We start from the raw sequence: 22,096 nt of genomic DNA, 5'->3' as shown, positions 1-22,096 counted from the left end.
GGCCGGTGCGGTGGCTGCCCCCGGGACGCGGACCGGGGCACGCTTCGTCCGGGGAGCGCGGCACCGCTCGTTCGGGAACCGCGGCCCGGCCGAATCGCACGAGCGGGATTGCGTGATCAGGAATGCACGGCGCCTCGTGATCGTTGACGATGTGAGTACCACCTGACGGACAACCGAAGGATCAAGAGCTCGTGAGCAGCAAGGTCCCCCCGATCATCCTCAACAACGGCGTCGAGATGCCCCAGCTGGGCTACGGCGTCTGGCAGGTGCCGGACGACGAGGCGGAGCGGGCGGTCTCCACCGCGCTGGAGGCCGGGTACCGCAGCATCGACACAGCGGCGATCTACGGCAACGAGGAAGGCACCGGCAAGGCGATCGCCGCCTCGGGCCTGCCCCGCGAGGACATCTTCGTGACGACCAAGCTCTGGAACAGCGACCAGGGATACGACTCGACGCTGCGCGCGTTCGACACGTCGCTGGCCAAGCTGGGGCTGGACCACGTCGACCTGTACCTGATCCACTGGCCGCTCCCGCAGCGCGACCGCTACGTCGACACCTACAAGGCGCTGGAGAAGCTGCACGCCGACGGCCGGGTCCGCGCGATCGGCGTGTCCAACTTCCTGCCGGAGCACCTGAAGCGGCTGATCGGCGAGACGTCGGTCATTCCGGCGGTCAACCAGATCGAACTCCACCCCCACCTGCAGCAGCACGAGGCCCGCGAGTACCACGCCGAGCAGGGCATCGCCACCGAGGCCTGGTCGCCGCTGGGCCAGGGCAAGGGCCTGCTGGAGGTCCCGGCCATCGTGGCCATCGCGCGGAAGCACGGTCGCACCGCCGCCCAGGTCGTGCTGCGCTGGCACCTCCAGGTCGGCAACGTCGTCATCCCCAAGTCGGTGACGCCGTCCCGCATCACGGAGAACATCAGCGTCTTCGACTTCAGCCTGGACGACGAGGACCTCGCCGCGATCAGCGCGCTGAACGAGGACCGGCGCATCGGCCCGGACCCGGCGTCGTTCGACGTGGGCTGAGCGTTCGACGCGGACCGAGCCGCGCCTTCCCGACGGGCCGACGCCTTCTGCGCCGGCCCGTCGGTGTGCCACCTCCGCGCTCCGTCAGTTGGGCTGGCCGAGGGGGCGTACGACGACGGTGTTGACGTCGACCCCGTCGGGCTGCCGGACGGCCCAGACGACCGAGTCGGCGATCTGATCAGCCGTCAGCAGGCGGCCGGGCGGGAGGCTGCCGCGGCCGTCCCAGAACGGGGTCTCGACCCGCCCGGGTGCGATCAGGGTCACCCCGACGCCGTGCTCGGTGACCTCGCGGCGAGTGTTCTCGGCCAGGCCGGTCACCGCCCACTTGGTCGCCCCGTAGAGGTTGCCCGGCGTGTTGACGAAACCGGCGACGCTGCCCACCAGGACGATCCGGCCCCGGGTCTCCTTGAGCGCCTCGACGGAGGCGCGGACGAGCAGCGCGGGCCCCAGGACGTTGGTGAGGACCATCTCCGGCCAGTCGGCCGGATCGCCGGTGGCCACCGAATCGTGGGTGGCGACACCGGCGTTGGCGACGACGGTGTCCAGTCGGCCGAAGGCGTGCAGTGTACGGTCGACCGCCGACTGTACATGGCCGTAGTCGGACGCGCTGCCGGCGATCGTCAACAGCCCGTCGGGCTTGCCGAGGTCCTCGGCGAACGCGCGCAGCCGCTCCTCGCCACGCCCGGTGACGGTGACCCGGTGACCGGCGTCGAGCAACCGCCGCGCCACCGCGGCGCCGATACCGCTGCCGCCGCCGGTGATCAGTGCGACCGGTGAGTGGCTCATGTGTGTACCCCCATATGCGTGGTGCGGACGACGGGAGTCCATCACTTGGAGCGCTCTCCAGGTCAACCCCGGCTGACGGCCCGGCTGACGACTACGACACAAGGGAGCCCCGTCAGCTGTGGCAGCCCTGGCACCCCTGCACCCCTGCACCCCTGCACCCCTGGCGCACGCGCTATCCCGGCCGGACGGCGGTGTACACCGTGTGCGCCGTCAGCACGAACAGATCCGGACGACGGTACACACTCGCCGTGTCCTGCCGATCCAGGAGCCGGTCCAGCGCGGCCCTGTCCTGCGCGTCGAGTTCGTCGCCGAGCCGGTCTCGTACCCGGGACAGCACGGTCCCGGCGAAGTCGCGGGCCCGGTCGGAGACGGGGGCGGGCAGATCGAGGAGGAAACTGCGGGTCCGGGTGTGCTTCAGGCCGGCGGCGGCGAGCAGGGCGGGCCAGTCCTCGGTCTCGGCGACGGAGTCGGGAAGCTCGGCGCGCATCCGGGCGAACCAGTCGGTCTGCAGAGCGTCCAGCCGAGCCTCGATGCCCGGCCGGCCGAAGCCGAGGTCCCGGGGGAGGAAGCGGGTCGGCAGGCCCCCCTCCATGATCGCCAGGGTGCCGCCGGGAGCGAGCCGTCCAGCGAACGCCGCCAGAGCGGCACGCTGGTCGCCCAGGTGGTGCAGGCTGCGGCTCGCCCACATCAGGTCCGCGGGGTAGTCCAAGTCGTCCAGGGCGTCGGGGAGTTCGCCGGCGAGGGTGTCGAAGCGGTCTCCGTGGCCCAGCCGGGCGGCCCGGTCACGGGCCCGTCGGAGCAGGGGCTCGGAGCCGTCGGCGGCCACCACCCGTGCCCCGGGGAAGGTCTCCGCGAACAGGCAGGAGATCACGCCGGGCCCGCTGCCCACGTCGACGATCAGTCCCGGTTCGGTCACCTCCTTGCCCAGCCAGGCCAGGGCACGCTCGTACATCGGGGTGAAGAGTTCGGCCTCGGCCTCCAGGTGCGCGGCCATCTCCGCCCAGTCGACCTCGGTGCCGTGGCCGTGGCCGTGCCCGTGGCCGTGCCCATGGCCGTCGTCCGGAGCATGACCACGCTCCCGACCGGGACCGGGACGGTCCCTCTCCTCGGAACCGTGTCCGGTGTCCCGGCCGGGGTGGTGCGCCGGGCCGTGCTCCGTGCCGTGCGGGTGCGGGTGGGTCTCGTGCTGCTCGTGCGCCATGTGCTCAGCCTCTCCTCCGGTATGCCGACAGCGTGCGCCGACGGACCGGAGGGAGGCCACTCCTGTTGCGGCTACGGCAAAATCCGGGCCCTGCGGCGCAAGGCCCGGCCGTGATCCGCCGGGGTGCCGGGCGGAGGACGGTAAGGCGGCCCCGGCGGATCACGAGTCGGTTCAGCCGATCAGGGCAGCGGCGGGTACGCGTTCTGCATCAGCTGCTGGAACTGGGAGGAGAACCAGTGCCCGGCCACCGGAGCGTCGGCCAGGGCGCCCGACGGGTTGTTGCCGTTGCGCGCGTTACCCCCGTAGGTGGGGTCGCACATACGGTCGAAGCCCTTGCCCTCGTCGTTGGGGATGGCGGAGCTGGCGCCGTCCGACTCACCCGGGGGCTTGACCCACACGTAGGCGTCGATCCCGGCGGCCGGGGCCGTGGTGGGACGTTCGCCGAGGCCGGCACCGCTCTGGTTGCACCAGTTGCCGGCGTGGATGCGGCGGTCGATGCGGCCGCCGTCGACGTAGCTGTCCACCGAGGTCGTCGCACCCGGGCCGGCGGGCCGGGCCGAGCCGCCCCAGCCGTTGCGCGAGGTGTCGATCAGCATGCCGAGACCGGATTCGAAGCCGGCCGCGACGAGCTTGTCGCGCAGGGCCTGCGCGAAGGACTGCTCGTCCACGTACCAGTTCCAGTCGATCCACTTGGACTGGCGCACGGTCTGCCCGTTCACCGAGTCGCCGATCTTGACGTAGGGCTCCTTGGTGGCGCCGTAGTTGGCGGTGTTCACGATGAAGCCGGCGACGTCGCTCACGCTCGCGCCGTTGGAGGTCGCGGTCTTGTAGAACTCCTGGACGGACGGGTCGAGGTTGGTGTCCCAGCCGATCCAGGCGTGGTGGCCGGCGTCGATGTAGTTGTAGACGTTCGGGATGGCGCCCAGCTGGTCGAGGGCGTAGCTGACGCCCTTCTCGTAGTTGCCGTTGGCCTTCATCGTCGCGCAGGCGTCGGTGCTTCCGGCGGTGCCGCCCGCGTTGGTGACCAGGTTGGGCAGCGAGTCCGGCTCGATGACGGTGGCGATCCGCAGCCCGGCGTACTTGGAGTCCGACAGGATGGCGGCGATCGGGTCGATGTACTCGGTCTTGTACCGGTCGATCTCGGTCGGGCCGAGTTCGCCGTTGGAGGCGAGCGCCGAGCAGTCGCGTCCGGGCAGGTCGTAGATGACGAGCTGGATGACCAGCTCGTCGGAGCCCTTCTGCCGAAGCGCCTCGTCGAGGTGGTCCCGCAGCCCCATGCCCCCGTTGACGCCCTCGATGGCGGCGATGCGGTCCAGCCAGACGGCGGTCGACTGGTCGGCGATGCGGCTGCCGCCCGGTTCGGCGGCGGCGTTCGCCGACCATTCCGGGTTCACATAGCCCTTGGCGCCGACGTAGGGGTTGTCGGCCTTGTCGGACGGGTTGCCGCCGCCCCCGTCACCGCCCCCGTCACCGCCGCCGTCGCCACCGCCGTCACCGCCGCCGTCGCCGCCCCCGCTGCCGTCGTCCACGTTGCAGGTCACGCCGTCGAGTGTGAAGGTGGCCGGGACGGGGTTGCTGCCGCTGTAGGTGCCCTGGAAGCCGAAGCTGACCGAACCACCGGTGGAGAGGCTGCCGTTGTAGGACTCGTTGGCGGCGGTGACACCGGTGCCGCTCTGGGTGATCCGCGCGTTCCAGCCGTTGGTGACGCGCTGGTTGCCGCCGTAGGACCACGCCACCGACCAACTGGACTTGGCGGCGCCATTGTTGGTCACGGTGACGGCGGCCGTGAATCCGGAGCCCCAGTCGTTCTGGACCTGGTAGTCGACGGTGCAGGGGACGGCGGCCAGGCCGACGCCGCCGGGGTCCGCGGCCGCGAGCGCGGTTCCCGAGGCGCCGGCGACCAGCGCCATGGCAGCGAGCATCGCTGTTCTGGTACGACTCATGAGTGCGGGTTCCTTCGTGGTTGCGGGTGTTGTCCGTCGAGCGAGCGCAGGTGGTCGCGCAGCCCGATGCCGTACGCCGTCGGCGTTCCGGCATGGTCGGAGATCAGCGAGGGACCAAGGAGCAGTCCCAGGTGTTCCAGGTCCAGCCGAGGTACGACAGGTCCCGGTCGTCGAACCAGTTCATGACGCGGTCGACGAAACCGTGCGAGCAGCGGTTCTCACCGTTGTCCCCGGCCACCAGCGGCACTTGGGCCCGCACGGGGGCGGGGATGGAGTTCCAGCAGCGCTCCGCGCAGCGGGCAGGACGGTCGTCCACGCGCCGGGCGGCGGTGAGATCGCCCGCCGGGCCGGTGGTCCGGCAGGCCGGCGTGGGCGGGGTGGGCGTGTGCGTGCGTGTGGGCGTGAGCTCGGTGTCGGTGTCGGTGTTAGAGGCTGTGCCGTCGAGCGGGAACGCCGTCGGTACCGTGTTGCCCCCGCCTTCGTTGCCAGGAAGCCGGCACTGACGCCGACGCCGACGCGAACGCCGGTGCTGGTGCCGGTGCCGAGCGAACCGTCGGAGCTCTCGTTCGCCGCGGTGACGGAGGCACCGGACTGCGGCCCCCAGGCGTTCCAGCCACGGGTGACCGGCCGGCCGTCGACGAAATCGAGGGTCGGGCTCCAACTGCTCAGGGCGGCCACGTGGTCGGTGTTCCGAACGGCGGCTCGGAGGCCGGCGTCCCACTGGCCGGTGACCGAGTACTCCACCGTGCGGGCAGGCGCGGCTCCCTCAGCCGTGACTGCCGACGGCGTCGACCCCGCGACGGGGTCGACGTCACAGGCCACGGCTAAAAGTACTGAAGGCGGGGGGTGTCGCATGAGCGACTCCTTGCAGCTCAGGCGCGTCGTGGCGGACGCGTCGACTGATGGAATCGCTCCCACTGGTGTCCAAGAAGCTAGCGCCAAGTGCCGGCAAAGAACAGGGGAGCCGCCGATTTTCCCTGACTTTCGCTCAATGACGGCCGGTGAAATTTTTTCGACTCTTCAAGCATCTTGACCGTCCGTAGCGTCGTCCTCACTATGGGAGCGCTCCCACTGGTTCAAGGCTTGTTGCTCCGCGCCCACCTTCTCCCGAGCCGCAAGGAGGAACCAGCACATGCATCCCCAACGCAGACGCCGCACGGCGCGGCGCCTGTGGACCGCCGCCGTGGCGGCCCTCGCGCTCCCCCTGGCCACCCTGAGCACACTGTCGACTCCCGCCCAGGCGGCTGCACTTCAGTGCAGCGTCGACTACAAGACCAACGACTGGGGTTCCGGCTTCACCGCGGACCTCACCCTGACCAACCGCGGTACCGACTCCATCAACGGCTGGACCCTGACGTACGGCTACACCGGCAACCAGCGGCTGTCCAACGGCTGGAACGGCACCTGGTCGCAGTCGGGCAGTCAGATCACCGTGCGCAACGCCCCGTACAACGGCACCATCGCCGCCGGCGCGGCCGTGAGCACGGGTGCGCAGTTCACCTACAGCGGCACCAACGCCGCTCCGACGAGCTTCGCGATCAACGGCACGCCCTGCGTCGGCGCCCACCAGCCGCCGATCACGGTGCTGACCAGCCCGGCGCCGGGCGCGGTCTACAGCCAGGGCGACGCCGTACCGCTCGCGGCGACCGCCGCGGCCGCGGACGACGCGAGCATCTCCAAGGTCGAGTTCTACGACGACACCACGCTGCTCGGCACGGACACCAGCGCTCCGTACACACTCTCGGCCTCCGGGTTGACCGTGGGCAGTCATTCTTTGCTGGCGAAGGCCTACGACAGCCTGGGCGCCTCGGCGGAGTCGGCCCCGGTCGGCATCCAGGTCGCCTCGGGACCGGCGATCGTGGTGTCCACCAACCAACTCGCGGTCAGGCAGGGCGAGTCGGGCACGTACGAGGTGAAGCTGTCGACACAGCCGTCGTCCGACGTGACCGTCACCACCACCCGGGCGAGCGGCAACTCCGGACTGACGGTGTCCGGCGGTGCCTCGCTCACCTTCACCCGGTCGAACTGGAACACCGGGCAGACGGTGCGGATCAGCGCCGATTCCTCCGGCACGGGCTCGGCCACCTTCGAGTCGTCGGCGAACGGGCACGCGAAGGCGTCGGTCACCGTCACCGAGCTGGCGGGGGCCAAGGAGTACGACGCCCGCTTCCTGGACCTGTACGGGAAGATCACCAACCCGGCGAACGGCTACTTCTCCCCCGAGGGCATCCCGTACCACTCGGTGGAGACGCTGATCGTCGAGGCGCCGGACCACGGGCACGAGACCACGTCCGAGGCGTACAGCTACCTGCTGTGGCTGCAGGCCATGTACGGCAAGGTCACGGGTGACTGGTCCAAGTTCAACGGTGCGTGGGACACCATGGAGAAATACATGATCCCCACCCACGCCGACCAGCCGACGAACTCCTTCTACAACGCCTCCAAGCCGGCCACCTACGCACCCGAGCTGGACACGCCGAACGAGTACCCGGCGCAGCTGGACTCCGGGGTGTCGGTGGGATCGGATCCGATCGCCGGTGAACTGAAGACCGCATACGGCACGGACGACGTCTACGGTATGCACTGGCTGCAGGACGTCGACAACGTCTACGGCTACGGAAACGAGCCCGGCAAGTGCGAGGCCGGCCCGACCGCGACCGGACCGTCGTACATCAACACCTTCCAGCGCGGCGTGCAGGAGTCGGTGTGGGAGACGGTGCCGCAGCCGACCTGCGACCAGTTCAGGTACGGCGGCCCGAACGGCTACCTCGACCTGTTCACCGGTGACGCCTCCTACGCCAAGCAGTGGAAGTTCACCAACGCCCCGGACGCCGACGCGCGTGCGGTGCAGGCGGCGTACTGGGCCGACAAGTGGGCCGGCGAGCAGGGCAAGAAGAGCCAGGTCTCCGCGACCGTCGCCAAGGCCGCGAAGATGGGCGACTACCTGCGCTACTCGATGTACGACAAGTACTTCAAGAAGATCGGCAACTGCGTCGGGCCCTCCTCCTGCGCGGCAGGCACCGGCAAGGACGCCTCGCACTACCTGATGTCCTGGTACTACGCCTGGGGCGGTGCCACCGACACCAGCGCCGGCTGGGCGTGGCGGATCGGCTCCAGCCACGTCCACGGCGGCTACCAGAACCCGCTCGCCGCGTACGCGCTGAGCAGCTACGCCGACCTGAAGCCGAAGTCGGCGACGGGGCAGGCGGACTGGTCGAAGTCGCTGCAGCGGCAGATCGAGTTCTACCGCTGGCTGCAGTCCAGTGAGGGCGCGATCGCGGGCGGCGCCACCAACAGCTGGGCGGGCCGCTACGCGACCCCGCCGGCCGGCAGGTCGACCTTCTACGGGATGTACTACGACGAGGCGCCCGTCTACCACGACCCGCCGTCCAACCAGTGGTTCGGCTTCCAGGCGTGGTCCATGGAACGCGTGGCGGAGTACTACCAGCAGACGGGTGACGCGGCGGCCAAGGCGGTCCTCGACAAGTGGGTCGACTGGGCGCTGTCCGAGACCACGGTCAACCCGGACGGCACGTTCCGCATCCCGTCGACGCTGCAGTGGTCGGGCCAGCCCGACACCTGGAACGCCTCCAGCCCCGGCGCCAACAACGGCCTGCACGTCACGGTCGCCGACTACACCAACGACGTCGGCGTGGCGGCGGCGTACGCAAAGACCCTGACGTACTACGCGGACCGTTCCGGTGACACCGAGGCCGCCACCACGGCCAAGGCGCTCCTCGACGGCATGTGGGACAACTACCAGGACAGCCTGGGCATCGCCGTCCCGGAGACCCGCGCCGACTACAACCGCTTCGACGACCCGGTCTACGTCCCGAGCGGCTTCAGCGGCGCCATGCCGAACGGCGACGCGATCAACTCCTCGTCGACGTTCGCCTCGCTGCGGTCCTTCTACCAGGACGACCCGGCCTGGTCGAAGATCGAGAGCTACCTCGCGGGCGGAGCGGCGCCCGTGTTCACGTACCACCGGTTCTGGGCCCAGGCGGACATCGCCCTTGCCATGGGCTCGTACGCGGAGCTCCTCGAGTAAGCCCCGCTCTCGCTCCGCGTAGCGCGCCGGGCGGTCCCCTTCCCGCTGTGGGGACCGCCCGGTCGTCGTGCCCCCACCCCTGACACGGCTTCGTGAGGGAAGGACCCCCACCGTGCGAAGAACCCGCATCCTGACGGCCGTACTGGCGCTGGCCGCCGGTCTGCTCGCGGGCAGCCCGCCCGCGCTCGCCGCGGACCGGGCGGCCGAGGCGAGTCCGGCCGCCGAGTCGTACACCTGGAAGAACGCGCGCATCGACGGGGGCGGCTTCGTCCCCGGCATCGTCTTCAACCGCACGGAGCGCAACCTGGCGTACGCCCGCACCGACATCGGCGGCGCGTACCGGTGGCAGGAGTCGAGCAAGAGCTGGACGCCGTTGCTGGACTCGGTCGGCTGGGACCGCTGGGGCCACACGGGGGTGGTGAGCCTGGCCTCCGACCCCGTCGATCCGGACAAGGTGTACGCGGCGGTCGGCACGTACACCAACAGCTGGGATCCGGGCAACGGGGCGGTCCTGCGCTCCGGGGACCGGGGCGCGAGCTGGCAGAAGGCCGATCTGCCGTTCAAGCTGGGCGGCAACATGCCGGGCCGGGGCATGGGCGAGCGCCTGGCGATCGACCCGAACAAGGACAGTGTGCTGTACCTGGGCGCGCCCAGCGGCAAGGGGCTGTGGCGGTCCACGGACTCGGGGGTGACCTGGGCGCAGGTGACCGCGTTCCCGAATCCCGGCAACTACGTACAGGATCCCAGCGACACCAGCGGGTACGCCTCCGACAACCAGGGCATCGTCTGGGCGACGTTCGACGAGTCCACGGGGACGCCGGGCAGCGCGACGAAGACGATCTACGTCGGGGTCGCCGACAAGGACAACGCGGTGTACCGGTCGACGGACGCGGGGGTCACCTGGCAGCGGATCGGTGGACAGCCGACCGGATACCTGCCGCACAAGGGTGTCCTGGATGCGGTCAACGGTTATCTGTACATCGCATACAGCGACAAGGGGGGTCCCTACGACGGCGGCAAGGGGCAGCTCTGGCGGTATGCCACGGCTACCGGCACCTGGACGGACATCAGCCCCGTGGCCGAGGCCGACACCTACTACGGCTTCAGCGGACTGACCGTCGACCGCCGGGACCCCGGCACGCTCATGACGACCGCCTACAGTTCCTGGTGGCCCGACACCCAGCTCTTCCGCTCCACCGACAGCGGTGCCACCTGGTCCAAGGCCTGGGACTACACCTCGTATCCCGACCGGGCGAACCGCTACACCATGGACGTCTCGTCCTCGCCCTGGCTCACCTGGAACGCCGACCCGCAGCCGCCCGAGCAGACACCCAAACTCGGCTGGATGACCGAGGCGCTGGAAATCGACCCGTTCGACTCCGACCGCATGATGTACGGCACGGGCGCGACGATCTACGGCACCGAGAACCTCACCGAGTGGGACGGCGGCGGCACGTTCACCATCAAGCCGATGGTGCGCGGGCTGGAGGAGACCGCGGTCAACGACCTCGCCTCGCCCCCGTCCGGCGCCCCGCTGCTCAGCGCGCTGGGTGACATCGGCGGCTTCCGGCACACGGACCTGACCGAGGTGCCGTCGATGATGTACACCGCGCCGGTCTTCACCACGACCACGAGTCTCGACTACGCCGAGACCGACCCGAACACGGTGGTGCGGGTGGGCGATCTGGATTCGGGGCCGCACGTCGCGTTCTCCACCGACAACGGTGCCCACTGGTTCGCCGGCAGCGACCCCTCGGGGGTCAGCGGCGGCGGCACGGTGGCCGCGGCGGCGGACGGCAGCCGGTTCGTGTGGAGTCCGAACGGCACCGGCGTGCAGCACACCACGGGCTTCGGGACGTCGTGGTCGGCGTCGAGCGGAATCCCCGCGGGCGCGATCGTGGAGTCCGACCGGGTCGACCCGCTGACCTTCTACGGCTTCAAGTCGGGGAAGTTCTACGTCAGCGAGGACGGCGGGGCCACCTTCACCGCGTCCGCCGCGACCGGCCTGCCCGGCGGCGACAGCGTCCGCTTCAAGGCGTTGCCCGGCACGAAGGGCGACGTCTGGCTGGCGGGCGGCGCGAGCGACGGGGCGTACGGGCTGTGGCACTCCACGGACGCCGGGGCGACCTTCACCAAGCTGTCCGGTGTGGAACAGGCCGACACCGTCGGCTTCGGCAAGGCGGCTGCCGGTGCCACCTACCAGACGCTGTACACCAGCGCGAAGATCGGCGGGGTGCGCGGCATCTTCCGGTCGACGGACCAGGGCGCGACCTGGACGCGCGTCAACGACGACGCCCATCAGTGGGGCTGGACCGGCGCGGCGATCACGGGCGATCCGCGGGTCTACGGCCGGGTGTACGTCTCCACCAACGGCCGGGGCGTGATCTACGGCGACACCTCCGACCCGAACGGCGGAGGCGACGGCGGCGGGGACGACGGGGGCGGCGACGACGGCGGTACGGACCCGCCCCCTGCCCCCACGGGTGCCTGCGCGGTGACGTACGAGATCACCAACGAGTGGTCGGGCGGCTTCCAGGCGGACGTCAAGCTGGCCAACACCGGCACGTCCCCGTGGTCCGGCTGGTCGCTCGACTGGGCCTTCCCGAACGGGCAGAGCGTCGGACAGCTGTGGAACGCCCGGTTCACGCAGTCGGGTTCGGCGGTGACGGTGCAGAACGCCGGCTGGAACGGCGACGTGGCGGCGGGCTCCTCGGTGAGTTTCGGGTTCACGGGCAGCTGGACCGGGTCGAACACCGAACCCACGGCGTTCCGGATGGGTGACCGGACCTGCGCCGTGCTCTGACACCCCCGGCGTGGTGGGTGGCCGCTCCCGGCGGCCACCCACCACGCCCTTCACGGACCGGCCTGTGGGGCTTTCCGGGTCAGGGGCCTCGGCGGTGGTGCGTCAGGGCGTGTACACGGCCGGTCGGGGCGCCGTGGCCATGCGGTCGCCGAGGAAGAAGCTCGGGTGGGGCGGCTGGTTGTACGCGGTGTTCTGCCAGGCGAGCCCCGTGCGGTACATGGTGTCGTGCAGCAGGGTCGTGATCCGGGTCGTCGTCTCGTAGGGCGTCGAGTAGATGCGCAGGGCCCGGTTGTCGGACGTGGGCCAGATCACCTCCTCGCGCCAGTCGCCCAGGATGTCCCCGGACAGCGAGGGGGTCGCCTTGGTGCCGTTGGCGGAGTGCACGCCGTACCCGGTCAGCAGGCGGGTGTCGCCGGACGGCCCGTACTTGTCGATGTGGGTGCCGTCGAGGAGTTCACGGACGGGGTCGCCGTCCCACCACGACAGGAAGTTGACGCTGGACGGCTCGCGTCCCTTGGCGGCGCCGGCCTCGTCGCGGACGGCGGTGTCGGAGGCGGACCAGACCTCGGCGCCGTCGTTGCCGGCCCAGATGTCGCCGGCGACGCCGCGCCCGTTGTCGCAGCACGGGGAGAGCTTCCAGTTCACCGCGCCGTTAGCCGGATCGATGTACAGCTCGGCCGGCTGGTTCCTGGACTCGGAGACCTTGAAGTACTCCAGACCGGGGTGCGACGGGTCGAGGTCGCCGAGGTGCTGGGCGTCGCCGTGACCGGTCCTCGTGGTCCACAGGCCCCGGCCGTCGTCGTCGACCGCCATCGCGCCGTAGACGATCTCGTCCTTGCCGTCGCCGTCGACGTCCCCGACGGAGAGGCTGTGCGAACCCTGGCCGTCGTAGCCCCGGCCGGCGTTGGTGGAGGAGTTGGTGTCGAAGGTCCAGCGGCGGGTGAAGGATCCGTTGCGCCAGTCCCAGGCCGCGATCACGGTCCGGGTGTAGTAGCCGCGTGCCATGATCAGCGACGGACGGGAGCCGTCGAGATAGGCGGTGCCGGCCAGGAAGCGGTCGACGCGGTTGCCGTAGGAGTCGCCCCACGACGACACCGAGCCGCGCGCCGGCACGTATCCGACGCTCTGCAGGGCCCGCCCGCTCCGGCCGTCGAACATGGTCAGGTACTCCGGCCCGGACAGCACGTAGCCGCTGGAGTTGCGGTGGTCGGCCGAGGAACTGCCGATGACGGCGCCGGTGCCGTCCCGGGTGCCGTCGGCCGTCTTCATCGCCACCTCGGCCCGGCCGTCGCCGTCGTAGTCGTACACCTGGAACTGTGTGTAGTGCGCGCCGGAACGGATGTTGCGGCCCAGGTCGATCCGCCACAGCCGGGTGCCGTCCAGCCTGACGCCGTCGACGACGGTGTTGCCGGTGTATCCCGACTGCGAGTTGTCCTTGGCGTTCGTCGGCTGCCACTTGAGGACGATGTCCAGGGCGCCGTCGCCGTCGAGGTCGCCGACGCTCGCGTCGTTGGCCTCGTAGGAGTACGCGACACCGTCGGGGGTCGTGCCTCCGGCGGGCGGGGAGAGGGGCACGTCCTTGTAGCCGGAGCGGAACTGGACGGCGTGGACGGAGTCGCCCTGCTCCACGCCGTCGACGATCGCGCGGACGGTGTAGTCGGCGTGGGCGGGCGCGGCGGCGTGGAAGTAGTCGGTGGAGCCGGTGATCGGCGCGGAGTTGACCTTGGTGCCGGCCCGGTAGAGGTTGAAGGCGATGTCGCCGGGGTCGGTGCCGAGCCACCGCCAGCTGACCAGGTTGCCGTCGGTGGTGTGGACGCTCACCACGCCCCGGTCGAGGGCCTCCACCTGCCGGGCGGTGGCCGCCTCGGCGGTGGCCGCGCCCAGGGTGGTCAGCCCGGTGCCGACCAGGGCGGCCGAGGCGGTCAGCGCGGTGAGGACGAGGGTACGGCGTCTGCGGTGCTTGCGGGGGTGCGGCTGCGGGTGCTGCACGAGACGTGACCTCCCGTGAGAGCGGACAGGTTGTGTCCTGTCAGTCGTCGCCGGGGTCCGCCGGGTTGCCGTACAGCCGGGCCAGTTCGGTGGCCGTCCGGGCGATCCGCGCGCGCAGTGCGACCGGCCGGAGCACCTCGATGCCGGCGCCGAGCCGGAGGAACTCGGCGTGGGCGTGGTCGACGGACTCGATGGGCACCCGGGCGACGGTCCAGCCGTCGGGGTCCGTGCGGCCGCCGTCGTCCACGGCACGGCCGGCCGCCCCGGTCAGGTGCACTCCGGGAGCGAGGCGGACCAGGGCCTCGGCGCGGTGCAGCCGGTCGTGGAAGTCGCGCCGGCAGGCAGCCCAGTACCCGGCCAGGTCGAAGTCGCCGGGTCTGGTGAACACCTCGTCCCGCGTGGTCAGTTCGAGGATCTGGTCGACCCGGTAGGTGCGCGGTCCCGGGGCGGCGACGACGTACCAGCGCCCGGCTTTGAGCACGAGTCCGTACGGCTCCAGGCGGCGCCGCACGTCGGTTGGCTCCCGCCAGCGGCGGTATACGACATCCAGGACACGGTTGTTCCACACCGCGTCCGCCACCGCGGGCAGGAGCGGTACCTCGTCCCCCTCGGCGTACCAGCCGGGAGCGTCGAGGTGGAAGCGGCCGCTGATCCGGTCGGCGTGGGGACGCAGCTCCGCCGGGAGCGCGGCGCGCACCTTGAGCCGGGCGGCGGCGAGCACGTCGCCGAGGCCCAGCTCGGCGGCCGGTCCGGGGAGCCCGGCGAGGAAGAGTGCCTCGGCCTCGTCGGCGGTGAGACCGGTCAGGCGGGTGCGGTAGCCGCCGAGCAGCCGGTAGCCGCCGGCGTGACCGGCGTCGCCGTACAGCGGCACACCGGCCGCGCTCAGCGCCTCCACGTCCCGGTAGACCGTGCGGACCGAGACCTCCAGCTCCGCGGCGAGCTGGGCGGCGGTCATCCGGCCCCTGGTCTGCAGCAGGAGCAGGATCGAGACGAGTCGGCCGGACTTCACTGACACAGGATGTCAGTGAAGTCGCCCTAGCGTCGCGGTCATGGCCTTCCAGGAGAAACTGCTGACCGTCCCGCCGCCGATCGCGCTCGCGGGACGGCGGATCAAGCGCTACCACGTGACCGCCGACCCGGCGGGGATCGCCGCCGATGTGCAGGATGCCGCATACAGGATCCTGCCGACCCTGCTGCCGGATCTCGACGACACTCCCCCGGCGACGTTCGTCGTCCTGCACCAGGGCGGCGACGGCGGTACCTACCTCAATGCCTACAGCTGGGTATGGGACAACGTCCTGCACTTCCGCGGCGCCGCGGCCGGGCAGCCGGTGCTCGGCTGCCCCGACCGCGACCCCACGCACTTCGTTCCGGTGGACAGGCCGTGGATCGGCTGCGTCTGGGAGCTGCCCCCGATCCAGCACGAGCGCGACGCCTGGGTGCGCCACCTGCTCTCACCCGACATCCCCGATCTGCACAGCTACTTGACGGACAGTCTGCCCGAGGGAAGTACCGGAGGCCTCTCATGAGCGGCGCGCACGGGTCCGGCTTCCGCTCCGGGGACGGACAGGTTCGCGACCACCGCGGCAGCGACTTCCCGCCCCCGGGAGAGGCGGGAGGGAGCGGCTGGGGCGGCCTGGGGACCGGCCGGTTGCCGGGGTTCAGCCGTCAGGGGCCCGCCGCGCCGGCTTCCGGAACGCCCGCAGGGTGAACACCGGGTCCGGGCGCGGCCGGTCCTGGTCGGGCAGGGCGGCCAGGCGGTCGGCGAAGTCGTCCGTCCGCGGATCCCCCGGCGGGAGCGTGAGGAACCAGCCGCGTCGCAGGTCGGCAATGGCCCGGCGGGGACTGCGGCCCTGGCCCCGGCCGGGGAAGCGGGCCTGCCCGGCCGGGGTCAGGCCCTGGTCGGCGGCGTACGCCTCGACGATGTGCGCGGCGTCCCGTGCGGTGCTGCGCGGGCGGGCGGAGAGAACGCCATCGATGTCACTCCCCACGTTGTGGGCAGCGCCCTTGTCGACCGTCGTCACATACACCCCGCCCGGCCGCAGCACCCGGGCGCACTCGGAGACGATCCGGTGGACGTCCGCCGCCTCGTCGGGAAGGTGCAGCAGCCACACGCTGGACACGGCGTCGAACGCGGCGTCCGGGAACGGCAGCCGCCTGCTGTCGGCGACGACTACCGCGCCGGGGAGGCGGGCGGCGGCGGTCCGCGCCATCGCGTGCGCCAGGTCCACCCCGGCCACCCGGGTGTCGGGCCGCGCCGCGGCCAGGCGGCGGGTCACGATGCCGGTGCCGCAGGCGACGTCGAGCCACCGGCCTCCGCGCTGTCGCGGAACCAGGCCCAGGACGGCCTCGGCGGCCGCCTCGGCCCTGGGCTCACCGCCGCGCAGCCCGTCGTAGACGGCCGCTTCCTTCTCGTAGTCGAGCACGTGGGTCCCCCCGTCCCTGGGTCCGTCCCTCGGTGATCGGCCGGGTTCAGTCGGCACCGTGCGCCGGCGCGAGGGCTTCGACGCGGTGCGCGAGCTCGAAGTCGAGGCCGGTCAGGGCGCCGCCGGCGCTGTGGGTGTGCACCGCCAGCACGACCGTGTTGTACCCCAGGGTCAGGTCCGAGTGGTGGTCGAGCTCCTCCTGGACCTGGGCGATGTGGGTGACCAGGGCGGTGGCGGCGAAGTGGGACGCGAGACGGAAGGTCCGGGTGAGGCGGCCGCCCTCGACGGACCAGCCGGGCAGCTCGGCGAGCCGGTCCTCGATCTCCTTCTGCGACAGTGCTTCGGCGGGCATGTCCCAGCTCCCTTCCTCGTCGTCGCGTACCGGTTTCAGCCTGCCACAGGTAGGCGTCGGGGTCCTGGTCGCCGACGCGACCGCACCCCCCTGGCCGCGCCTTCTCGGCTACGGTCATGTATATGACCACTGCCCCGACCGCGCCCGCCACCACCCCGTCCTCCTCCGCCGTCCAGGGCGTCGGACCGCTGCTGCGGGCCTGGCGTGAGCGGCGACGGGTCAGCCAGCTGGACCTGGCGCTGCGCGCGGAGTCCTCGGCGCGGCACATCAGCTTCGTCGAGAACGGCCGCTCCCGGCCCAGCGAGGAGATGGTGCTGCGGCTGGCCGAGCACCTGGAGGTGCCGGTGCGGGAACGCAACGCGCTGCTGCTGGCGGCGGGTTATGCCCCGCGCTACCCGGAGACCCCGCTGGAGGATCCGTCGCTGGAGGCGCTGCGGGAGGGGGTGGAGCGGCTGATCCGGGGTTATGAGCCGTATCCGGCGCTGGTCGTCGACGGGCTGTACTCCGTGGTGGCCGCGAACCGGGGGATCGCGATGCTGCTCGACGGCGTCGACGAGGAGCTGTTGGCGCCCCCGCTGAACGCCATGCGGCTGACGCTGCACCCGAAGGGCCTCGCGCCGCGCATCCGCAACCTGCGGGAGTGGCGTGGGCACCTGCTGCATCAGATGGAGCGTCAGATCGCTCTGCAGCGCTCGCCGGAGCTGCGCGCGCTGTACGAGGAGGTGTCCGCCTACCCGTTGGCCGAGGGCGTCGGCGGACCGTCGCGTACGAGTGAACCGGCGGGAGCGGTACCGCACTTCGCGCTTCCGCTGCTGATCGAGCACGAGGGGCACACCCTGTCGTTCGTGTCGTCGATCTCCACGTTCAACACGCCGATGGACGTGACCGTCGCCGAGCTGGCCATCGAGACGTTCCTCCCGGCCGACCCGGCGACGGGCAAGTTCCTGCGCGGCGCCATTACCTGACCGATGCTCAGGGCGCGGTGGCCCCCTCGTGGCGCGCCTTGAGCGCGAGGTGCTGCAGTACGGCGAAGCCGGCCACCGTGCCCGCCTGCAGCACCGTCCACACCGCGCCCGGTCCGGTCGGCGACAGCCACGCGACCAGGGCGAGGAGACTCAAGCCCGACCAGGCGAGGTTGGCCTCCACCACCGCCCGGACCGGGACCGCCGCGGGTCGTGCGCCGAGGGCCAGGACCGCCACGAGAGCGGCGAACACGGTGAGGAACGCGCCCAGGGCGCGCAGCAGTCCGGCGTCGACGCCCAGGAAGCGGCCGAGCGGCCCGGCGGCGGCGAGGTAGGCGAGTCCGTTGGCGCCGGTGACGACGGCGTCCAGGGCGAGGAAGCGGCGCAGCGCGGTGTGCGGCTCGTCGGTGCGGGCGAGAGCGGTGAGCTGGGTCGTGGCCATGGTGAAGCACCCTCCGTCGCGGTCATGGGGCGGTACGGCCCGGCGGCGGCACTCCGGCCGGCCGGGGAGGTCGCGGGTTCCGGGCAGGAGCGCGCCGGCCGGAACCCGGTGACTCCACGATCCCGCCGTCGGCCGAGCCCGTCGATTACCCCCGGGGTCATGCGGCCGTCCGGCGGCCCGGCCCGTGCCGAGGAGATCCTTCCGCTTCCCGTGAGACCGGGCCCGGGACATGACACACTGCTGCCAGGTCGACACGCAGGGGAGACGTGGCGTGAGTGAACGGCGGCCCGCACCCACCGTGGGACAGGTGGTCCTCGGCAGACGGCTGCAGGAGTTGCGGGAGGCGGCCGGCCTCAGCCGCGAGGAGGCGGCCCGGGCGCTGCGGGTGGCTCCCGCGACGGTACGCCGGATGGAGACCGCCGATGTCGCGCTGAAGATCCCGTACGTACAGGTGCTGCTGGAGGCGTACGGCGTGCCGGCGGACGAGACGGCGGCGTTCGTGGAGCTGGCGGAGGAGGCGAACCGGCCGGGCTGGTGGCAGCGCTTCCACGACGTGCTGCCGGAGTGGTTCAGCCTGTATGTGAGCCTGGAGGGTGCCGCGCGGCTGATCCGTTCCTACGAGCCGCACTTCGTGCCGGGGCTGCTGCAGACGCGGGAGTACGCGCGGGCGGTGCTGGAGGCCGGCACCGTCGGGCAGACCACGCCGGAGGCCATCGACCGGCATGTGGCGCTGCGGATGGCCCGCCAGCAGCTGCTGGAGGGGCCGACACCGCCGCATCTGTGGGTCGTGATGGACGAGACGGTCCTGCTGCGGCCGGTGGGTGTGGAGCCGTCGGTGATGCGCGACCAGCTGGACAAGCTGCTGGAGTTCGCCGACCGCGACCGGGTCACGCTGCAGGTCGCGGAGTTCGCGCAGGGCCCGCATCCGGGAACGTACGCCCCGTTCTCGCTGTTCCGGTTCGCACAGCCGGAGCTGCCCGACATGGTCGTCAGCGAGTATCTGACGGGCGCCCTCTATCTGGACTCCCGTAAGGAGGTCTCGGTGCACCTGGAGGTCCTCGACCACATGACGACGCACGCCGCGTCGGCGTCACGCACCAAGGAGATCCTGCGTTCGCTGCGCGCCGCCTGCTGACCGGTGCCGGCCACCGGGAGCGGTGACCCGTACGGGCGCCGTGAACGGGTGTGCTCGCGTCCGCGCCCCTAGCGTCGAACCACGGGTCGAGCAAGGGAGCGCACGCGACCGACACGCGGACCGTCTCGGCCGTCGGGGGTCGGCGGCGGCTGCCGCTGGTGTCGGTGGAGAACTTCCGCGTCCCGCGCCGGCGGCGGACCACGGACGACGCGCAAGCCGTCGTCCCCGACGAGGCCAAGGAGGTCTGATGCCCTCGGACGCCGTGCTGTACCAGGCTGCCGCCCTCTGTCTGACCTATCCGGACGACGACTTCCGCGCCCGGCTGCCGCTGCTGCGTGAAGCCGCTCCGCAGCTTCGGGAGTTCGCCGACCACGCGGCGGTGACACCGCCCGGGGAGCTGGCCGAGCACTATGTGCGGGTCTTCGGCCTCAAGAACCGGTACAGCCTGTACCTGAGCTGGTGGCGGGACGGCGACACCCGTCGTCGGGGGATGTCCCTGGTCCGCTTCGAGGATCTCTACCGGGCGCACGGGCTGGAGTTCACCGGTGAGGAGCTGCCGGACTTCCTGCCCGCGGTGCTGGAGTTCGCGGCCCGCACCGGCAACATCGACATGCTCACCGAGCACAGGGACGCGCTGCGGCAGCTGCGTGACCGGTTGACCGCATACGGCACACCGTATGCGACCGTTCTGGATGCGGTCTGCGCCACACTGCCGACGGTATGCACCGGGGAGCGTCCGTGACCACACTCCTCTGGGGCGCCCTGCCCTCCATCGCTTTCGTCCTCCTGGTCTCCGGCCCGGTCTGGCGCCACCGCCACGACAGGTTCGGCGGGACGCGCCGTACACCCGCCCGGTGCACCTGTTCAGCGCGCCGGTGCAGTACCTGTTCCGGCCGTACATGCCGTACATGCCGTATATCGTCCACCGCAGCCGGGATCCGCACCGACTGGGCCCGCGCGGCGAACGGCCCGGCCGGGAACGGCTCGACCGGGGGTCCCGGCCGCTAGGCGGCGCCGCCCTTGGTGTCCTTCTCGTCGTCGACGATCTCCGCGTCCACCACCCCCTCCTCGTCGTGCGGCGGGGGCGGCCCCGCGTCGGCGGTCGGCTGTTGTGCCTGCGCGTACATCGCCTGCCCCATGCGCTGGCTGACGGAGGAGAGCCGGTCGGCCCCGGCACGCAGCTCGGCGGTGTCGGCGCCGCGCTCCAGCAGCGCCTTGAGGTCGGTCGCCGCCGACTCGACCTCGCTCCTGGTGTCCGACGGGATGCGCTCCGCGTTCTCCTGGAGGAACCTCTCGGTCTGGTAGACGAGTTGCTCCGCCTGGTTGCGGGTCTCGGCGGCCTCGCGGCGGTTGCGGTCCTCCTCGGCGTACTGCTCGGCGTCGCGCACCATGCGGTCGATGTCGTCCTTCGGCAGGGCCGAGCCGCCCGTGACGGTCATCTTCTGTTCCTTGCCGGTACCCAGGTCCTTCGCGGAGACGTGCATGATCCCGTTGGCGTCGATGTCGAAGGCGACCTCGATCTGCGGCACCCCGCGCGGTGCGGGCGGCAGCCCGGTGAGGTCGAAGACGCCGAGCTTCTTGTTGTAGGCGGCGATCTCCCGCTCGCCCTGGTAGACCTGGATGCCGACGGAGGGCTGGTTGTCGACGGCGGTGGTGAAGATTTCCGAGCGGCGCGTGGGGATCGTGGTGTTGCGTTCGATCAGCTTGGTCATGATGCCGCCCTTGGTCTCGATGCCGAGGGACAGCGGGGTGACGTCCAGGAGCAGGACGTCCTTGACGTCGCCGCGGATCACGCCGGCCTGCAGCGCGGCGCCGACGGCCACCACCTCGTCGGGGTTGACGCCCTTGTGCGGATCCTTGGTGGTCAGTTCGCGCACCAGGTCGGTCACCGCGGGCATCCGGGTGGAGCCGCCGACCAGGATGACGTGGTCGATCGCGGAGACCTGGATGTTCGCGTCCTTGACCGCCTGGTGGAAGGGCCTCTTGCAGCGGTCGAGCAAGTCCTGTGTGATCTCCTGGAACTGAGCGCGCGTCAGCTTCTCGTCGAGGTGGAGCGGGCCTTCCGCGGAGGCGGTGATGTACGGCAGGTTGATGGTGGTCTCGGAGGACGAGGACAGTTCGATCTTGGCCTTCTCGGCGCCCTCGCGCAGCCGTTGCACGGCCATCCGGTCGTTGCCCAGGTCGATGCCGTACTGGCCCTTGAACTTCTTGACCAGGTACTCCACGATCCGCTGGTCCCAGTCGTCACCGCCGAGGTGGGTGTCGCCGTTGGTGGCCTTCACCTCGATGACGCCGTCGCCGATCTCCAGCAGGGAGACGTCGAAGGTGCCGCCGCCGAGGTCGAAGACGAGCACCGTCTGCTCCTCGCCGCGGTCGAGGCCGTAGGCGAGGGCGGCCGCGGTCGGCTCGTTGATGATCCTCAGCACCTTCAGGCCGGCGATCTCCCCGGCCTCCTTCGTGGCCTGCCGCTGGGTGTCGTCGAAGTAGGCGGGGACGGTGATCACGGCGTCGGTGACGTCCTCGCCGAGGTAGGACTCCGCGTCCCGCTTCAACTTCTGCAGGACGCGCGCGGACAGCTCCTGGGCGCGGTAGCGGGTGCCGTCGACGGAGCCGTGCTCGGGGAAGCGCCAGTGCGCGTCGCCCATGTGCCGCTTGACGGAGCGGGCGGTGCGGTCGACGTTGGTGACCGCCTGCCGCTTGGCGACCTCGCCGACGAGGACCTCGCCGCTCTTGGCGAAGGCCACCACCGAGGGGGTGGTCCGCGCGCCCTCCGCGTTGGCGATGACCGTGGGTTCACCGCCCTCCAGGACGGCCACCACCGAGTTGGTGGTTCCCAGATCGATACCGACCGGACGTCCCATCGCCGTCCCCTTCCGCCAGGGCTTCGCGCCAGACAGCCTCCAGTTCCAGCACAGAACCTGGGCAGGTGCTTGTCAACAGGACCGTGGGGGGGAGACCCAAAAAGAACCCCACCCCCCCCC

The 22,096-nt window shown here is 71.1% G+C and carries 16 protein-coding genes and 3 pseudogenes; 8 read left to right on the top strand and 11 right to left on the bottom strand.

Going from position 1 to position 22,096, the window contains the following annotated elements:
• Nucleotides 1–191: 191 nt before the first annotated feature.
• Nucleotides 192–1,028, top strand: a complete 837-nt coding sequence (locus ACSLTV_RS28885) for an aldo/keto reductase (protein ID WP_432133892.1) — start codon at nt 192–194, stop codon at nt 1,026–1,028.
• An 84-nt stretch (nt 1,029–1,112) separates the two neighbouring features.
• On the opposite strand, the gene ACSLTV_RS28880 is transcribed toward ACSLTV_RS28885, so the two are convergent.
• The 5 genes and pseudogenes from ACSLTV_RS28880 to ACSLTV_RS28860 form a co-directional block, all read right to left on the bottom strand.
• Nucleotides 1,113–1,814 carry an SDR family oxidoreductase gene (locus ACSLTV_RS28880; RefSeq protein WP_432133891.1) on the bottom strand — a complete coding sequence of 234 codons (702 nt, stop codon included), beginning with the start codon at nt 1,812–1,814 and terminating at the stop codon, nt 1,113–1,115.
• A gap of 172 nt (nt 1,815–1,986) precedes the next feature.
• On the bottom strand, nt 1,987–3,015 hold the full coding sequence (locus ACSLTV_RS28875) for a methyltransferase (RefSeq protein ID WP_432133890.1): 1,029 nt from the start codon (nt 3,013–3,015) through the stop codon (nt 1,987–1,989).
• A 179-nt stretch (nt 3,016–3,194) separates the two neighbouring features.
• The gene (locus ACSLTV_RS28870) at nt 3,195–4,958 is read right to left on the bottom strand and encodes a glycoside hydrolase family 6 protein (protein WP_432133889.1); all 1,764 of its coding nucleotides are present in this window, start codon (nt 4,956–4,958) and stop codon (nt 3,195–3,197) included.
• Nucleotides 4,955–5,316 (bottom strand): annotated as a pseudogene (locus ACSLTV_RS28865) (cellulose-binding protein); the annotation flags it as partial. The pseudogene ACSLTV_RS28865 and the gene ACSLTV_RS28870, both read right to left, overlap by 4 nt.
• A 221-nt stretch (nt 5,317–5,537) precedes the next feature.
• Nucleotides 5,538–5,813 (bottom strand): annotated as a pseudogene (locus ACSLTV_RS28860) (cellulose binding domain-containing protein); the annotation flags it as partial.
• 277 nt (nt 5,814–6,090) lie between these two features.
• Between ACSLTV_RS28860 and ACSLTV_RS28855 the strand changes: the two are divergent.
• Nucleotides 6,091–9,006: a glycoside hydrolase family 48 protein gene (locus tag ACSLTV_RS28855; protein WP_432133888.1), complete on the top strand. Its 2,916-nt coding sequence runs from the start codon at nt 6,091–6,093 to the stop codon at nt 9,004–9,006.
• Between the two features lie 112 nt (nt 9,007–9,118).
• Nucleotides 9,119–11,809: a cellulose binding domain-containing protein gene (locus ACSLTV_RS28850; RefSeq protein ID WP_432158303.1), complete on the top strand. Its 2,691-nt coding sequence runs from the start codon at nt 9,119–9,121 to the stop codon at nt 11,807–11,809.
• A 102-nt stretch (nt 11,810–11,911) separates the two neighbouring features.
• Here the strand turns inward: ACSLTV_RS28850 and ACSLTV_RS28845 are convergent, their stop codons facing one another.
• Together ACSLTV_RS28845 and ACSLTV_RS28840 are read right to left on the bottom strand one after the other, a co-directional pair.
• Nucleotides 11,912–13,798 (bottom strand): rhamnogalacturonan lyase, encoded by a 1,887-nt coding sequence (locus tag ACSLTV_RS28845; protein ID WP_435613149.1) that lies wholly within the window; start codon nt 13,796–13,798, stop codon nt 11,912–11,914.
• Between the two features lie 40 nt (nt 13,799–13,838).
• Complete coding sequence (locus ACSLTV_RS28840) at nt 13,839–14,807, bottom strand: helix-turn-helix transcriptional regulator (RefSeq protein WP_432133885.1); 969 nt, start codon at nt 14,805–14,807, stop codon at nt 13,839–13,841.
• A gap of 40 nt (nt 14,808–14,847) precedes the next feature.
• On the opposite strand from ACSLTV_RS28840, the gene ACSLTV_RS28835 reads away from it, so the two are divergent.
• Complete coding sequence (locus ACSLTV_RS28835) at nt 14,848–15,327, top strand: hypothetical protein (RefSeq protein WP_432133884.1); 480 nt, start codon at nt 14,848–14,850, stop codon at nt 15,325–15,327.
• Between the two features lie 132 nt (nt 15,328–15,459).
• Here ACSLTV_RS28835 and ACSLTV_RS28830 read toward each other — a convergent pair whose 3' ends face one another.
• Together ACSLTV_RS28830 and ACSLTV_RS28825 are read right to left on the bottom strand one after the other, a co-directional pair.
• A complete protein-coding gene (locus tag ACSLTV_RS28830; RefSeq protein WP_432133883.1) occupies nt 15,460–16,224 on the bottom strand; it encodes a class I SAM-dependent methyltransferase in 765 nt (254 codons plus the stop codon).
• A 46-nt stretch (nt 16,225–16,270) separates the two neighbouring features.
• Nucleotides 16,271–16,576, bottom strand: coding sequence for a 4a-hydroxytetrahydrobiopterin dehydratase (locus tag ACSLTV_RS28825; protein WP_432133882.1), 306 nt, complete (start codon nt 16,574–16,576; stop codon nt 16,271–16,273).
• Nucleotides 16,577–16,698: 122 nt separating this feature from the next.
• Between ACSLTV_RS28825 and ACSLTV_RS28820 the strand changes: the two genes are divergently transcribed.
• The gene (locus tag ACSLTV_RS28820; RefSeq protein ID WP_432159100.1) at nt 16,699–17,541 is read left to right on the top strand and encodes a helix-turn-helix domain-containing protein; all 843 of its coding nucleotides are present in this window, start codon (nt 16,699–16,701) and stop codon (nt 17,539–17,541) included.
• A gap of 7 nt (nt 17,542–17,548) precedes the next feature.
• Here the strand turns inward: ACSLTV_RS28820 and ACSLTV_RS28815 are convergent, their stop codons facing one another.
• The gene (locus tag ACSLTV_RS28815; protein WP_432133880.1) at nt 17,549–17,980 is read right to left on the bottom strand and encodes a hypothetical protein; all 432 of its coding nucleotides are present in this window, start codon (nt 17,978–17,980) and stop codon (nt 17,549–17,551) included.
• 271 nt (nt 17,981–18,251) lie between these two features.
• Here ACSLTV_RS28815 and ACSLTV_RS28810 point away from each other — a divergent pair, with 271 nt between their 5' ends.
• From ACSLTV_RS28810 to ACSLTV_RS28800, 3 genes and pseudogenes are all read left to right on the top strand, one after another.
• A complete protein-coding gene (locus ACSLTV_RS28810; protein ID WP_432133879.1) occupies nt 18,252–19,115 on the top strand; it encodes a helix-turn-helix domain-containing protein in 864 nt (287 codons plus the stop codon).
• 247 nt (nt 19,116–19,362) lie between these two features.
• Nucleotides 19,363–19,857 carry a nitrate reductase molybdenum cofactor assembly chaperone gene (gene narJ / locus ACSLTV_RS28805; RefSeq protein ID WP_432133877.1) on the top strand — a complete coding sequence of 165 codons (495 nt, stop codon included), beginning with the start codon at nt 19,363–19,365 and terminating at the stop codon, nt 19,855–19,857.
• 97 nt (nt 19,858–19,954) lie between these two features.
• A pseudogene (locus ACSLTV_RS28800) lies at nt 19,955–20,077 on the top strand (respiratory nitrate reductase subunit gamma); the annotation flags it as partial.
• Between the two features lie 42 nt (nt 20,078–20,119).
• Here ACSLTV_RS28800 and dnaK read toward each other — a convergent pair.
• The gene (gene dnaK / locus ACSLTV_RS28795; protein ID WP_435613148.1) at nt 20,120–21,976 is read right to left on the bottom strand and encodes a molecular chaperone DnaK; all 1,857 of its coding nucleotides are present in this window, start codon (nt 21,974–21,976) and stop codon (nt 20,120–20,122) included.
• Nucleotides 21,977–22,096 lie beyond the last annotated feature (120 nt).

Origin of the sequence: Streptomyces sp. bgisy159 (assembly GCF_965341775.1) — a bacterium.
In the GTDB taxonomy this organism is placed as follows: domain Bacteria; phylum Actinomycetota; class Actinomycetes; order Streptomycetales; family Streptomycetaceae; genus Streptomyces.
The sequence above is the reverse complement of the archived record's forward strand: the minus strand, read 5'-3'. Positions and strand labels throughout refer to the sequence as shown.

Bases quoted from the DNA above. Each gene is read 5' to 3' on its own strand.
- ACSLTV_RS28880 (WP_432133891.1), bottom strand. From the start codon at position 1,814: ATGAGCCACTCACCGGTCGCACTGATCACCGGCGGCGGCAGCGGTATC.
- ACSLTV_RS28875 (WP_432133890.1), bottom strand. From the start codon at position 3,015: ATGGCGCACGAGCAGCACGAGACCCACCCGCACCCGCACGGCACGGAG.
- ACSLTV_RS28870 (WP_432133889.1), bottom strand. From the start codon at position 4,958: ATGAGTCGTACCAGAACAGCGATGCTCGCTGCCATGGCGCTGGTCGCC.
- ACSLTV_RS28855 (WP_432133888.1), top strand. From the start codon at position 6,091: ATGCATCCCCAACGCAGACGCCGCACGGCGCGGCGCCTGTGGACCGCC.
- ACSLTV_RS28835 (WP_432133884.1), top strand. From the start codon at position 14,848: ATGGCCTTCCAGGAGAAACTGCTGACCGTCCCGCCGCCGATCGCGCTC.
- ACSLTV_RS28825 (WP_432133882.1), bottom strand. From the start codon at position 16,576: ATGCCCGCCGAAGCACTGTCGCAGAAGGAGATCGAGGACCGGCTCGCC.
- ACSLTV_RS28820 (WP_432159100.1), top strand. From the start codon at position 16,699: ATGACCACTGCCCCGACCGCGCCCGCCACCACCCCGTCCTCCTCCGCC.
- ACSLTV_RS28815 (WP_432133880.1), bottom strand. From the start codon at position 17,980: ATGGCCACGACCCAGCTCACCGCTCTCGCCCGCACCGACGAGCCGCAC.
- narJ (WP_432133877.1), top strand. From the start codon at position 19,363: ATGCCCTCGGACGCCGTGCTGTACCAGGCTGCCGCCCTCTGTCTGACC.
- dnaK (WP_435613148.1), bottom strand. From the start codon at position 21,976: ATGGGACGTCCGGTCGGTATCGATCTGGGAACCACCAACTCGGTGGTG.